Origin of the sequence: Shewanella loihica PV-4 (assembly GCF_000016065.1) — a bacterium.
Taxonomy (GTDB): Bacteria; Pseudomonadota; Gammaproteobacteria; order Enterobacterales; family Shewanellaceae; genus Shewanella; species Shewanella loihica.
On the sequence record NC_009092.1, the window covers coordinates 265,621 to 278,792 of the forward strand.

A 13,172-nucleotide genomic window follows, 5' to 3' on the forward strand; every position below is an offset into this window, starting at 1 on the left:
TTTTTTTATTCAGCTTCAATTTATCTGTTCGTGCTAGTGTGAAGGTTCAATTTGATGGAGCATAAAAACAAGATGACTAAATCCCTATCACTATCTCTTGGCGCCAAATCACTTGGTGTTAGCGCCGCCCTATTGTTAGCCGCCCCCGCCATGGCCACCACAACCGAGCAGACTCAATTTTTCGATGCGATTGCCGCCCATTGCGGCCAGGCCTTCGAGGGTAAGGTGACGGCGGGTAACAGTGCCGACTCGGCCTTCTCGGGTAAGCGTCTGGTGATGCATGTGCGCGAGTGTAGCGACAGCGAGCTCAAGGTGCCGTTTCATGTGGGTGAGGATCACTCCCGCACCTGGGTGATCACCAAGACAGACACAGGGCTGCGCCTCAAGCATGACCACAGACATCAAGATGGCAGCGAAGACAAGGTCACCATGTATGGCGGCGACACCCAAGATGGCGGCAGCGCCGAGCTGCAATCCTTCCCGGTCGATGCCTACTCTATCGACAGCTTCAAACAAAATGGACTGACCCAATCGGTCACCAATGTGTGGCACATGGGGATCACCGAAAGCCAGTTTATCTACCGCCTCACCCGAGAGAATCGCGACTTTAAGGTGGAGTTTGATTTGACCAAGCCGGTTGCCTTGCCGCCTACTCCATGGGGGCATGAGTAGCCTTGGAATGAAGGCTGGGCATTTTGCTTTGATGCCTGGCCTAACGGTTATTGGGGAGACTATTTGTCGGGCGAACCTTCATTTGAATTGATAGCCTGCGGCTCGCTTATGTGCAGATACATCTGCTACACGCCGTGAAACCTTCCATGGTGGCTCGACGATGGCATCCCTGCCATCGACGTCCGCAGATGCATCTACACTCGGTATCTAACGTCTCTTCGATTTGGCGTTTTGCGCGATGTTAGCGGTTAGTGGGGGTTGGGCTTGCAAAGGAGGGTTAGAGGAGTAAGCTGGTGGGCCATCTGCATGGGGTTGGGTGATAACCCTTATCTCATCTTGCTAAGGATTGCTTCCATCGTTTCGCATAAGGACATCATGAATACGCTATTTACTTACATCAAGGCTATCCATCATCAAGCGAGTGATGTGGCCATCATAGATAAGCTTACTAAAACAAATCTTTATTGCGATGATGGTGTGCAGATCAATGAAGAAGAGACGAGTTATCACTTCGATAACGGCGTGGTGATCTGCCATCGGGTCGAGCGTGACAATGCGCCGAGCGAGCTGCTGTGCGAAGAGTGCTGGATAAGCTATGAGGTGATCGATAGCGCGCAGCATGCTATCACCCCCTGTCGAAAGACTTTCCATAACGCCTGTCAGGAAAGCTTTTGGCTAAAGATGCAGGCGAGCATCGCCTAATCACACTAGGCTATAGTGTTTCCCTCTTTGAGTAAGACCTTCCCATGACGACTGAATTGACCACCGATCGTACCCGCATCCGCCTCTTGGAAGGCCATGAAGCCCAGATGTTGCTGCGATACTATCTTGAAAACCGTGAACATCTGGCCCCCTGGGAGCCTGAACGCCGCGACGATTTCTTCATGCTTGCCCATGCCCAATCTGTCGTGGCCGAGAATACCCGTCTGTATAAGGCGGGACTCGCCTTTAGATTCGCCATCCTGAATCGAGAGCAGACTGAGATCATAGGGCTGTGTAATATCACCAACCTGGTGATGGGGATTTTCAAGGCGGCAAACCTCGGCTATTCGGTCGCCGAGCGCTACCAGGGACAGGGCTACATGAGCGAGGCGCTGCGGGCGCTACTTGACTTCGTCTTCCACGAGGTGGGGCTGAATCGCGTGATGGCCAACTACATGCCTAACAATGAAAAGAGTGCCCGGCTGCTGGCCTCACTAGGCTTCGAGCGTGAAGGCTATGCCAAGTCTTATCTCAAGATTGCAGGAGAGTGGCAGGATCATGTCCTAACCGCCAAGTTGAATCCCAATCGGGATAAAGTTTAGGAGGTTTTATCTCAGCGCTAGCATCCGCTGGAATTCTTGTTGGGGGGATTTCTGAAGGCCGAACCTTCATTGCTTTCGAACACCTGTCCGGCGGAGGATGGATTTTTAGGCTTTGTAGCCTTTGACTGCATTTGGTATTTGTTGGGGTTTTGAAGGCCGAACCTTCATTGCTATCTATCGCCTGCCCGGCGAGGGATGTGCAAGCACTCTTTTGGCACGCTGTGAATATGTCCCTATACGCTTCACGGCGGCGTCCATGCCGCCGAGAGCCAAAAGCGTGCTTACACCATGTATCTAACGTCTATCCGATTTGACGGTATTTGGATGAGTCGGGGGTTAAAGCGCTAAGCTATTTATGCCCCTTTTCACGTTAGGGTAAAAATTCCTACAGTACTAGTTAACAGATTTTGCCCTACAAATTGTAATCCTCATCAGAGCGTAAATGCGATTCAATGTCACCAATAACTTGGGTTATCTATCGCTTTCAAGCATGTTGGTTTGCACACAACGTGAGGGACCGCTTCACCGACTAAAGATTGTGCAATCCAACCTTCAGGGTAGGACAAGTCCAACGGAGCTTGAATTACGTCCTGACTGATTGTAACGAATCCTGTTTTTGAGTAAAAGTTGATATCCCCGTAAGTAATGGCAACGGTGACGCCTTTTTCTTTCAGTGTCGCTAAGCCAAATTTGATCAATCCTTGACCTACACCTTGCCCATGACAATCTGTTGCAACGGCCACGGGGGCTAAAAGGAAGATGTTTTCACCATTTGGAAACGATAGGCGAGAGAAAATGATGCTACCGACAATGCGTTCACTTTCATCTTGAGCAATAAACACATAAAGATCCTCATCTTTGGTTGGTAAAGTGAGAAAGTCTTCCACGAGTTTTGCAATTAATGCACCTTCTTCTTTACCTTCTGAATCCGAAAATGTGTCCTTGAACAGTGTAATGACTTCTTGAGTTTGTTCTTGTTTGTACAATGCGTATTTCATATCTCTATCTCTAGTTTGCAAGTTTTAAAATAAAGTACTGATAGGTAAAGTCTTTTGCGGCACTGCGCTCGTAAACTGAAATCTCTTTCTTAATGTCCAGTAACGCTTGGGACGCAGGCATAACAGCTTGTAATTCCTCAACTCGGCCTTGCAGCGGTTGCCAGTAGTTTTGCCATGCATCGACGCCTAATGAGAAGTGTTCGATCACGTCGTAGCCATGCTTTTTGAACAGAGTGAGTCGTTTAGGTATCGATTGAATATCTGGGTAATCTGCCAGCCAAAACTGTTTTGTCTCTTCGTCGGGAGAGTCAGTGAGCCAAACCAAGTCACTTACCATCAAGACGCCATTATCTTTTAACAGAGGCTTCCATTGTTTTAGTGCGTTCTCCATTCCCATAATGTAGACGCAGCCTTCCGCCCAAATGGCATCAAAACTCTTTGCCTGAAATGGCAGTTCCGTCATGGAGGCACAAACAGGAGAAATCCGCTCATGTAACTGTGCATTTTGGATTTTTTTATTGAGCTGTTCGATGGCGATAGGCTCATTATCCACGGCGGTAATGTGCGCGATACTGTTATCGGCTAGCAGTAATGTTGAGGTGCCAGTGCCACAACCAATGTCTAAAATATCGGTCATTGTCTGAGGAGACATTAATGAAATCGCTTTTAAAGAGTCCTTGTGACTCCCTGGCCCCCATCTTTCTAATGTTGCAAAGACCGTCATAAAGTCTTTCATGTAACTCTCGTGTTCGTTCATATCTTTTGATAACCACTTTAATCTGAGCGCTTCTTTTTCACTGTAACCCTGCGTACTTAACCAGTTTAAGTAAGCGTTAGGTGCACTTTGACTCAGAGAATGGTGTAACTCTCTTTGTGGACGTTCCCCAAGTAACGCCAGTAGCAACTCACGAGCGTGGATTTTTTTATCAATCTCATGGTTGAGTTGCGTTAGCCGATTTTCCAATAAGCTTCTACTTAACTTCGCGTCCAAGCATTGTTCGCACTCCTTCAATGAGAGTCCTGCGCTTTGAAGTTGCTGAATCAATAACAGTCGCTGCAAATCGTTTTCGCTGTAATAGCGATATCCATTGTCAAGACGCTGGCCGTTAATCAGCCCTAACTTCTCGTAATAGAGTAAGGTGGTGCGAGAGATACCCGCCTTCGCTGCCAGTTCAGAAATCAAATACATGTGCGATTTGACCCAAGTGTTTTTAGTATTGGGATAGTATGAACTGTAGAGTAGTAGACAGGTCAAGTAGACTTGTTCGAATTTTTCGCCAACAGTGGTGGAAGTGAGGTGAGGGCTGTGGATTATTTTGAGTTATTAGTAGGTAGTTAGTAGCCAGTTTTCAATGCCAGAACTTATTTATGAATAGCTAAATTAGCAAACTTCCTAAAACAGTTTTATCCAGGGGTTTCTCAGCGCGATCCTAGCTAACAAACTCCTGTCCACGGATGATTCTGATCACCCTGAACGACTGCTTGATCGATGGCTATCAAGGCTGGAACAGTTTCAGTTTATAGCCAGACTTTATGTTGACCAATAATATCGAAGAGGAGGTCAACATGAGAAAGTTATCTTCGGGAAAATGCAGCGGCATTAAACGACCATTCAAGTTGGAAGAAATTTGGCGAATTAGAACTAGGCTAGAGCTTGAAAACGACCTAATGCAGCTTGCACTATTGAACTTAGCCATAGATAGCAAGTTGAGAGCGAGTGACTTGCTAAAGCTACACGTTTACGATGTTTCTTCGCAAGGTGTTATCTATGAAAGGGTTCAGTGCATCCAACAAAAAACGGGGACCGATGTCCATTATGAGATTACTCCGAGAACACAGCAAAGTATTAGCCGATGGATCTTTTCAGCATCCCTAGAGGCAAGTAGTTTTCTATTTCCGAGTAGCCGACGCTCAGGGCAGCCTATCAGCTACTCATTCTATCGCTCAATTATCAGAAACTGGGCTGCAAAACTGGGACTGAATGCTGACTATTATGGAACTCACTCCATGCGTCGAACTAAAGCTACTTTGATCTATGCCAGAACGAAAAACATTAGGGCGGTTCAGATTCTACTTGGACATTCGAAGGTAGATAACACTATTCGATACCTTGGCGTTGAGCTAGAAGACGCTCTGAGGCTTTCTGAGAAAACAGACTGCTGATAAGCACCTCTACAGGCTTTTCTTCGCGTCTGAAAAGCCTGTGCCCCACTCTTTACATCATATTGGTGCTACTTGCACGCAGTACAACTTATCCACAAATAAGACAACCAAGCCGAGTTAAACGTAGGCTTGGTTGTTGTGACATTAAGTTCTAGTTCTAGGGTATAAGATAATCAAACTCATGATACCGATTAATACAGCGGCAAAAACCGAAGTAAAACGCACGAGGTCATCTGAAATCGCACTGATACTTGTTGAAGTAATCCCATAGAATACTAAAACCACATAACTTGAATACATCAGTTGAATTGAGTTATAGCTAGCTTTCTTTGTAACGGCATGAATCCCCATAAATAAAGCACTGACGACAGCAACACCCACAGTTCCTACCAAATTGACTTGCAGCAAACTCATGATTAGGGGAGGAATGGCATACAGCACGCTCGCGTATGTTGTAAGCAGCCTTCTTAAACCATAATCTTTACCAATACTAGGATCAGGATCTTTAATCATTAACGCGACGATGATGGTAATAATCGTACTTTGCTCTAAGTCCAATTGTATCGTACACACCATCATGGTCATGACAATGACCGCTTTGAGCAAGGTTTGCCAATCAAGCAAATATTTCGTTGTCGAATTGACAGGTGGCATGTTTATCGCGAGTGGCTCACCTCGTGGAAATAGTAGGTAGGCCAAATAGGCGGTGAAGCCAGCGATAAAAATATTTTTTAGCAGAGCCATGGGGATTTGCTCAACGCTAATCCCTTTTTGCTGCGTAAAAACAGCAATCATTGCGGTTGAGACAATCAGCAATATAGCAAATACATCTTGCGAATTTTTCTTGGTACGCTCCATGCACCAGTAAAAAATTCCAAACAAGAACAGATAGTAAACATGTACGTAATCAATCAATAGTTCACTCATTAGTGCCTGAAACCAAGCAGTAATGAATAAAATTCCCCCCATAACAAACACCATAATTACAGGCGGTGGTTCATGAGTTGTAGTGAGAAAAACCGCACACATCGCTGGAGCGAGTAAAGGCAAATCCGTCCCATATACATATTGCCAAAACAGCAAAAGGACAGGGAATACCGCAACTCTTATAATTGGGTTAGCGGCACTATGATACATAACTGATATAACTCCATGCCCAGATCCACAAATCTTGTAGTCTCTCACCTAGGTAGCTTTCATCAGGGTAGAAACCCACCACAGCTCGACCACCGTATCTCAGATTTAGATCGGCAGGCAACGAAGTGAACTCGATATTGACGGGGAAACGCTGTGCTTTTGAACTGCTTGTTGGTGAGGTCATAAGGCCATTACTGGCATCTTGGGCAAGGCTACCATTACCGCTACTTCCCCAACCGATTGAAGAAATTTTTCCTTCATAGACCTCTCCTGGGGTTGCATCAAAAACAATTTTGACTTTATCGCCAGGCTTTAGATGAGCCAGTGAATTCTCTCTCACCATGGCCGTCAGCCATAAGTTGTTGTTATTGATAAAGGTAAGAAGTGGCTGCCCAGCAGCAGCATAATCGCCAACAGCAACATCCATATTAGTGATCACACCATTAGCAGGTGCTGTCAGTTTGGTGTGATTGAGGTTTAGTAGAGCCTGCTCTTGTCGGTTTAATACCGATTGGATTTCAGGGTTATCAATTCCTCTCGGGCCAAACTCTTGTTTCGCTTTTTCTAGTGCTGATGACGCTTGAGCCAACCCCGCTTGGGCCGTCTCTAGTTCGGCGATTATGTTATCCATTACCGCTTGACTTATCGTTCCTTTATTGGCAAGTACGCGATTACGCTCCACATTCTTCTTGGCATTATTGACCTTAACACGAGCTGCGACTTCATTTGCTTGAGCGACACTGATTGCTGCTGAATCCGCTTCATAAGACTGAGCTGCTTGTTGCAAATCAAATTTGGCGGCCTTAACGGCTAATTCAAAAGGACGCGGATCGATCGTGACGAGTTCATCTCCTGCCTTGACAATACTATTGTTAGTAATAAGTACTTGTGAAATAGGGCCAGATACTTCTGGGCTAATGCGGATCAATTGGCCATTTACTCTAGCTTGATCTGTCATTGGCGTCATTCTGTCCGCCCATAAGGTATAAAGCCAAAGAGCAGCAACTAAGGCAAAAATGTAGTAAGTGAAAGAGCGAGCTTGGCTAATTTTTTTATCGCTTTGTTCAGCACTGGTGTGGACATTGTTATCTGACATTTTCTGTTCCTACTGTCGTTTACTGAGGTTGTTCCAGTAAATTTATCTTTTTATAAATGATACTTTTCTTAGTTCGTACTTCGACGGCAATGGTAATGATGAATGCAAATAGGCCAACCAGTGCAACAGCACTTGAAGAAGAGACCATCACTTCGCCAGCGTATTTTGTCCAGATCACAGCTATTGCCACAAACCAGCCAAATAACGCTGCTGCATGGGTGACTGCAATAGGAACAAGGTGAGACCAAAAACCACTCTGAAGTTGACTAATGTGTTGTGGGTGGGATTTGTTGAGCTGATGAATAAATAGCTTGGATGTGATCAACGACAAAATGATCCCTAAACCAAAAGTTAGAGATACCGCTTGTCCCCACACAGTCACTTCAGAATTCGTGATCACGTTAAGCGACATTGGTACGCTATCCATTCCCTTGAAATGGTGGCTCGCAATATAGCCATTGATAACGCCGTTAATCACGCCACCAATCAATGAATCTTTCACTTTGATATCCACGTCTAGCACCTTCACTGTTGTACAATAAACTCTTACTGATTATAACGAGAATGTTCGAATAAATGCATATCAAACATGACCATTTTTGATACTGTTGCGACTAGAGCATACTTGTGCGCCATGATAACTGTGGAAAGGAGTCAATCATGAATCTCGATAAAGCGTTGTCAAATATTAGCGAGAAGAATAACTTCATCTACTTAACGTTAGCTTTAATCATGCTGTTAATTGCCGCCGCCCTCGTTCAACTACTACAAGACAATGTGATCGAATACGTCATACAGGGGATTATGGTAGTGATTTTTATTGTTTGCTTTGTAAGTTTGCGCTTTGATCGAAAGTGGACGCATTTTTTAAGAGGTTTAGCCGTGGTTTGGATAGCTGCTATTGCCGCGAAACACCTCTTTCATATCAAAGAGATGAGCATATTGATGCTTTCTCTGACTTTTGTCTTTTTCTATGGCACTTTCCAATCTTTAGTAAGAAAAATCTTGTTTTCAGGCCAAATAGACACCAACAAACTTATTGGTTCTGTAGCCCTATTCTTATTGCTTGGTTTAATGTGGGCGGTGGCTTACCTTTTGTTACTTGAGCTAGACCCTTTCGCATTTCGCGGGTTAGAAGCAATTCCATGGGAAGATAATTTTTCTAATAGCGCTTATTTTAGCTTCGTGACCTTAACCACTCTCGGTTATGGGGATATCAGTCCAGTGACTCCAATTGCGAAAACGTTAGTCTATTTAGAGTCGGTTGTTGGTGTTTTTTATATGGCAGTAGTGGTGTCTAGTTTAGTCAGTTCGAATTTAGGTAGAAACGCGGCTAGATAAAAGATATCCCTTAAGTGGTCAAGTTATCGCTAATGACAATTGCTATATTCACATTGCTTCATAATATGATAAGGGACTGTTCCGAACCTTACTTTCTAATCAGTATTGCCGTTTGAGTTTTGGATTAGTAAACGTTATGTCAAAAAGCAGTATGGTTTTTTAGCTCTAAATGATTTCTGTCCAAAAGTGATTTTGCTTTTAACTTTTCAGTCAGGTTCAAAAGCGGCTAAATCGAAGAGATGGAAAACTTGGTGCAGGTGCGTCTGAGGCCTTCGGCAGCATGGATGCTGCCGTAGAGCGCCCAGGGACGGGTTTACAGCGTGCCTCAGAAGTACCTGCACGAATGGCTTGCCGCAGGCAATAAGTTCACCATGAAACTATGGCTTCAAACTCCCTTCATAAACACCTCAGAAGGTTGAAGCTTCACTCTGAGAAACCAATCTGCCGTAATGGCCTATCAGCTTATTAAAGTTGTCCCGGGGGCCGGGAAGAAAGGAGGGAGCCATCTGACTCCCTACCAGATGCCCGCTATTTGGGTTCAAAGGTAAAAGACTGCCCGGCCAGTGCGGCTTCATACATCAGGCCACCCTTGGCGGCGGTGAAGATTGCCATGCCGTTGATGTAGGCGGCGCTGGCGGCCTTGTTGGCCCCCGAGTGGCCTGCGCCCGCGGAGTTACCTGTGGTGCCCACCTGGGCATTGGCGCCGACATTGATGGCGACCGCCGAGGCGGTGGCGCCGAACTCGAAGCTGCCGCTGGTAAACTCTTGATAAGCTTTGGCATCTTTGAAGAAGATGATCTCGCTGTAGGCCTGTCCGCCGAGCTGGAAGCCAATGGACAGCTGGGTCAGGCTGGAGTCGCCGGTATGGGCACCGCCCTTGTAGACACGGCCCTTACCGTAGGCGGCACCTATGCCTATGCCGCCCTTGCCGACGGTGGGAAAGATGGCGTAGCCATAGGCGGAGTTGAAAAACTTCTGGGTGTCCGGGGCTTTCTTGAAGTTGGCGATCGCCTCGCTGTAGCTGTCGGCGGCGAGCGTCATGGGGGACGTCAATAATCCCAATGCCACACAACAGCTTAGAATTAAGGTAGACAGATACTTATGCATGATGACCTCCATCGATTTGGATGGTTTTAGCATAGTTCGACTGATTAAGAATGAAAACGGCTGTTGATTAAAAAAGCGCCAAAATTGGCGCTTTTTCGATTGATGTCAGCTCGGGTTCAGCTAACAAATAGGCTTTTACTTAGCTTCGTCCATCTGCTTACCCAGCACATAGTGCTCGAACCACAGCTTGTCCCAGTCCATCTTGGCCTGTCTGTGCTGGTACTTGCTCAGACCATGGCCCTCACCCGGATAGACCACCAATTCGACCGGCACATTCAGGTAGTGCTTCAGGGCGCGGTAGAGCCCCTGGGCATGACCCAGTGGCACACGCTGGTCGTTTTCGCCTATGTGGATCAAGGTCGGTGTCTTGATCTTGTCGGCATGGGTCAGCGACGAGCCGTGGGTGTAGGCCTCTGGCTTCTCCCAGGGCAGGCCCTGCATGAAGTTGATCACATGGCCTGGGGTATCCTCCAGCATCCACTGCAGACGCTGGTCGAATACGCCGGCCCCCGAGCTGGCAGCCTTGAAGCGATTGGTGGTGCTGATGAGGGCGTTGGTGAGATAGCCACCGTTGCTCCAGCCCATCACCGCCATCTTGTCACCGTCGGCGATGCCCTGTTTGATCAGATGATCGACACCGGCCATGATGTCGGCCACCTCGATCTCATGCTCCTGGCCCACTAGGTCCGTGAGGAACTTGTCGCCATAGCCGGTAGAACCGCGGTAGTTAGGCGAGAGTAGCGCCCAGCCGTTGGCGGTAAAAGTGCTGCGCCCGTAGGATCTGTGTTGCAGCGCGTAGGGGGTGGCCGAGGTCGGACCGCCGTGGATCTGCACGATCAGCGGCAGCGGGCCGTCACTCTTCTTATAACCTGCGGGCAGATCCAGGATCCCCTCCACCTGGCTGCCGTCCGGCGCGGTCCATTTCACTATAGAGATCTCTGGCAGGATCCAGCTGTCGACCTGAGGGTTGATGTTGGTCAGCCGCTTGTACTTGGCCTTCTTGCTGGCGGCATCGGCGATGAAGAGGTCGCTGAAATGATCCAGGCCGTTGTGGCTGAAGGCCAGTTTCTTGCCATTGTGGGTGAAGCTATAGCTGCCCATTACCAGATCGCCAGCCAGTACGGTACGAGTGTCCCCTTGCCCCTGGTTATCTATCTCGCTACAGAAGAGTTTGACCCTGGCGTGGTCGTAGCCGCGATAGCAGAGCTCGTCGCTGCCTGGTCGCCAATGGATGTCGCTCGAGTTGAAGGTGACATCACCCTCTGTCTTCACCTGAATTAGCTTGGCCTTGTCATCTTTAGGCTTAACCACAAACAGCTTGCCCGGGTGGCCATCGAAGTCGATACGAAACGCCAGGCGTTGGTTGTCTTCATGCCAGGCCAGGCCCAGTAGCCAGCCATAAGGCGAGGGCGCCTGTTCGCGCCAGGCGCTGTCTTCCAGCACCTTGTTTTGCTGTGACTGGGTGTTGAACACCTCTATGTTTGACCAGCCTTCCAGGTTGACCAGTTCGTTGTCCTGGGTGGTGATACGGGCGATCTGGCTGGCGTCCTGGTTGACGCTGAAGTTCCACACCACCTTGTCATCGTCCAGTACTAGGCTCTGTTGGTAGTGGTCGAGATCTAGCTTGTAGAGGGGGTTGGTAGTGACCTTGCCGTGACCATACTTAGGCGCGCCGTGTTTGGCTCTTACCTTGGCCCAGATATCTTTGTCTGTGGTGGTCTTGTTGGTGAGGAAGTAGAGGCTCTTGCCATCTTGGCTGAGCTGGAACTGTTTTACTCCCTCGGCTTCCTTGGTGACAGGGACAGCTTCTGTGCTGCCCAGGTTGATTCTGAACACCTGAGCCTTGCCGTTGTAGGGGGCCTTGTTGTCTTCGCGGCTCTGCTTGACCAGATAGTAGATGGCGCTTCCGTCTGGGCTCCACTGAGGGCTGGATTCGCTCTCGTTGGTGAAGGTGAGGCGGTTGGTCTTGCGTGACTTGGTATCGATAAGCCAGAGATCTTTCTGCGCCTTGTCCAGCTCCTTGTCCCAGCGGGATTCTAGCCAGAGTGCATGTTTGCCATCTGGACTGAGCTGAACATTGCCCATGTTGCCTATGGTGAAAAAGTCATCCGTGGTGATCTGGTGAGTACGCTCGGCGGCCAATACGCCGCTGCTCAGTCCCATGGCGCCCGCACAGATCGCCGCCAACGCGGTGAGTTGATATCCCCTTCCCATCTTGATCCCTTCTCTAGTGATTGCTTGAGTAATTCTTGTTAATTGAGGTGGTTAAGCCCGGATACATTAACGCAAAACCGCTTAGGTATAAATTGAGTTAATTATTTTTTGTCGGATTGCAGCAGTTGTTGCAGATAATTGAGCTCTTCGGCGTTCAGCAGCTGACGGCTGCTGCTTGGACGCGCCTGGGTTTGCAGGTCTGGGGAGAGGCGGCCCCTGAGATAGGCAGACATGGTGATCTGCTTGAGGCCGTAGAGGGCCAGCAGGTAGAGGCTAAGGAGCAGAAACAGTCGGGTGCTCGCCTGAGCTGCCAGGCTGACCTTATCCCCCAGCAGGTAGGGCAATATGACTAATCCCATACGCACCAGCCAGTTGGTCAACATGGCCAGTGTCAGCGCCAGTAGCCATCTGAACTTGATATCCTTGAGACTGTCCTGATGGGCGCGGTGGGCCCGGCCCTTGAAGCGGCGCAGCAGGCGCCAGATGGCGTAGAAATAGAGACCGGTCTGCAGCACCAGCAGCAGGGGTAGCACAGTACCCAGCAGGGTGACATGGTTAAACTGGGTCACTCTGCTGGTCGAGACCAGCTGGCGCATCTCACCGCTCAGCAGCGCGCTGAGGCCTATCACCAGCACCAGGGCGATGGCGGGGATGAAGTGGCGCGACAGGCCGATAGAACCCTTGATGTCATGCAGGCTGCGATAGCAATAGAGATACAGCATGGGCATCAGCAGGAAATAGGCCGGGATCAGCAGGATAAAAAGTTGTTGCAGCGGCAGGGGCGAGTTGTCTCTGTTGAGCAGGCCGGTGAGAAAGTAGAGGGCCAGTAGGCTGAAGATGGCGCCTAGCAGCTTGTGGTTGTCGTTGCGATCACGGTAGAGATACCTGAGGTAGAGTCCCAGGCCGATACAGTGCAAGCCGCCCAGCAAAGAGAGCCACCAGTATCCTTCGAATAACAAGCCGTGAGAGTGCGTATCCATAGTGCTCATTGTTGACGCAAAATGGCCGGCGAGGCAAGCGTGAGGTGGGATTTCGCCTCGAAATGCCATCAAGGGTTAAGGCGCTGATCTCAGCTTGAAAATAACGGGTTAACCCAAGGTGAATTTTGGGCGTTATTGGCGCGGCTAATCGCAGGGGTGA

Annotated in this window: 13 protein-coding genes; 5 read left to right on the forward strand and 8 right to left on the reverse strand. The window is 48.5% G+C overall.

Going from position 1 to position 13,172, the window contains the following annotated elements:
• The first annotated feature begins 72 nt into the window (after window positions 1-72).
• From SHEW_RS01280 to rimJ, 3 genes are all read left to right on the forward strand, one after another.
• The gene (locus tag SHEW_RS01280; RefSeq protein WP_041406861.1) at window positions 73-672 is read left to right on the forward strand and encodes a hypothetical protein; all 600 of its coding nucleotides are present in this window, start codon (window positions 73-75) and stop codon (window positions 670-672) included.
• 375 nt (window positions 673-1,047) lie between these two features.
• Window positions 1,048-1,374: a hypothetical protein gene (locus SHEW_RS01285; protein ID WP_041406269.1), complete on the forward strand. Its 327-nt coding sequence runs from the start codon at window positions 1,048-1,050 to the stop codon at window positions 1,372-1,374.
• A 44-nt stretch (window positions 1,375-1,418) separates the two neighbouring features.
• The gene (gene rimJ, locus SHEW_RS01290; protein ID WP_011864055.1) at window positions 1,419-1,976 is read left to right on the forward strand and encodes a ribosomal protein S5-alanine N-acetyltransferase; all 558 of its coding nucleotides are present in this window, start codon (window positions 1,419-1,421) and stop codon (window positions 1,974-1,976) included.
• Between the two features lie 455 nt (window positions 1,977-2,431).
• On the opposite strand, the gene SHEW_RS01295 is transcribed toward rimJ, so the two are convergent.
• Both SHEW_RS01295 and SHEW_RS01300 read right to left on the reverse strand, forming a co-directional pair.
• The gene (locus SHEW_RS01295; protein ID WP_011864056.1) at window positions 2,432-2,974 is read right to left on the reverse strand and encodes a GNAT family N-acetyltransferase; all 543 of its coding nucleotides are present in this window, start codon (window positions 2,972-2,974) and stop codon (window positions 2,432-2,434) included.
• Between the two features lie 10 nt (window positions 2,975-2,984).
• The gene (locus SHEW_RS01300) at window positions 2,985-4,163 is read right to left on the reverse strand and encodes a MerR family transcriptional regulator (protein WP_011864057.1); all 1,179 of its coding nucleotides are present in this window, start codon (window positions 4,161-4,163) and stop codon (window positions 2,985-2,987) included.
• A gap of 377 nt (window positions 4,164-4,540) precedes the next feature.
• Here SHEW_RS01300 and SHEW_RS01305 point away from each other — a divergent pair, with 377 nt between their 5' ends.
• Window positions 4,541-5,137: a tyrosine-type recombinase/integrase gene (locus SHEW_RS01305; protein ID WP_011864058.1), complete on the forward strand. Its 597-nt coding sequence runs from the start codon at window positions 4,541-4,543 to the stop codon at window positions 5,135-5,137.
• Between the two features lie 144 nt (window positions 5,138-5,281).
• Here the strand turns inward: SHEW_RS01305 and SHEW_RS01310 are convergent, their stop codons facing one another.
• The 3 genes from SHEW_RS01310 to SHEW_RS01320 are packed head-to-tail and all read right to left on the reverse strand — an operon-like array spanning window position 5,282 to window position 7,884.
• Entirely contained in the window at window positions 5,282-6,274 is a 993-nt protein-coding gene (locus tag SHEW_RS01310) for a DUF2955 domain-containing protein (RefSeq protein ID WP_011864059.1), read from the reverse strand.
• Window positions 6,264-7,370: an HlyD family secretion protein gene (locus SHEW_RS01315; protein WP_011864060.1), complete on the reverse strand. Its 1,107-nt coding sequence runs from the start codon at window positions 7,368-7,370 to the stop codon at window positions 6,264-6,266. Before SHEW_RS01315 ends, SHEW_RS01310 begins: the two co-directional genes overlap by 11 nt.
• A gap of 19 nt (window positions 7,371-7,389) precedes the next feature.
• The gene (locus tag SHEW_RS01320) at window positions 7,390-7,884 is read right to left on the reverse strand and encodes a hypothetical protein (RefSeq protein WP_017041459.1); all 495 of its coding nucleotides are present in this window, start codon (window positions 7,882-7,884) and stop codon (window positions 7,390-7,392) included.
• 146 nt (window positions 7,885-8,030) lie between these two features.
• On the opposite strand from SHEW_RS01320, the gene SHEW_RS01325 reads away from it, so the two are divergent.
• Window positions 8,031-8,711 carry a potassium channel family protein gene (locus SHEW_RS01325; RefSeq protein ID WP_011864061.1) on the forward strand — a complete coding sequence of 227 codons (681 nt, stop codon included), beginning with the start codon at window positions 8,031-8,033 and terminating at the stop codon, window positions 8,709-8,711.
• A gap of 528 nt (window positions 8,712-9,239) precedes the next feature.
• On the opposite strand, the gene SHEW_RS01330 is transcribed toward SHEW_RS01325, so the two are convergent.
• The 3 genes from SHEW_RS01330 to SHEW_RS01340 all read right to left on the reverse strand — a co-directional run bounded on the left by SHEW_RS01330 (window position 9,240) and on the right by SHEW_RS01340 (window position 13,021).
• Window positions 9,240-9,818: a lipid-binding SYLF domain-containing protein gene (locus tag SHEW_RS01330; RefSeq protein ID WP_011864062.1), complete on the reverse strand. Its 579-nt coding sequence runs from the start codon at window positions 9,816-9,818 to the stop codon at window positions 9,240-9,242.
• Between the two features lie 135 nt (window positions 9,819-9,953).
• Window positions 9,954-12,032 (reverse strand): S9 family peptidase, encoded by a 2,079-nt coding sequence (locus tag SHEW_RS01335; RefSeq protein ID WP_011864063.1) that lies wholly within the window; start codon window positions 12,030-12,032, stop codon window positions 9,954-9,956.
• 101 nt (window positions 12,033-12,133) lie between these two features.
• Window positions 12,134-13,021, reverse strand: coding sequence for a hypothetical protein (locus SHEW_RS01340; RefSeq protein ID WP_041406272.1), 888 nt, complete (start codon window positions 13,019-13,021; stop codon window positions 12,134-12,136).
• Between the last annotated feature and the right edge of the window lie 151 nt (window positions 13,022-13,172).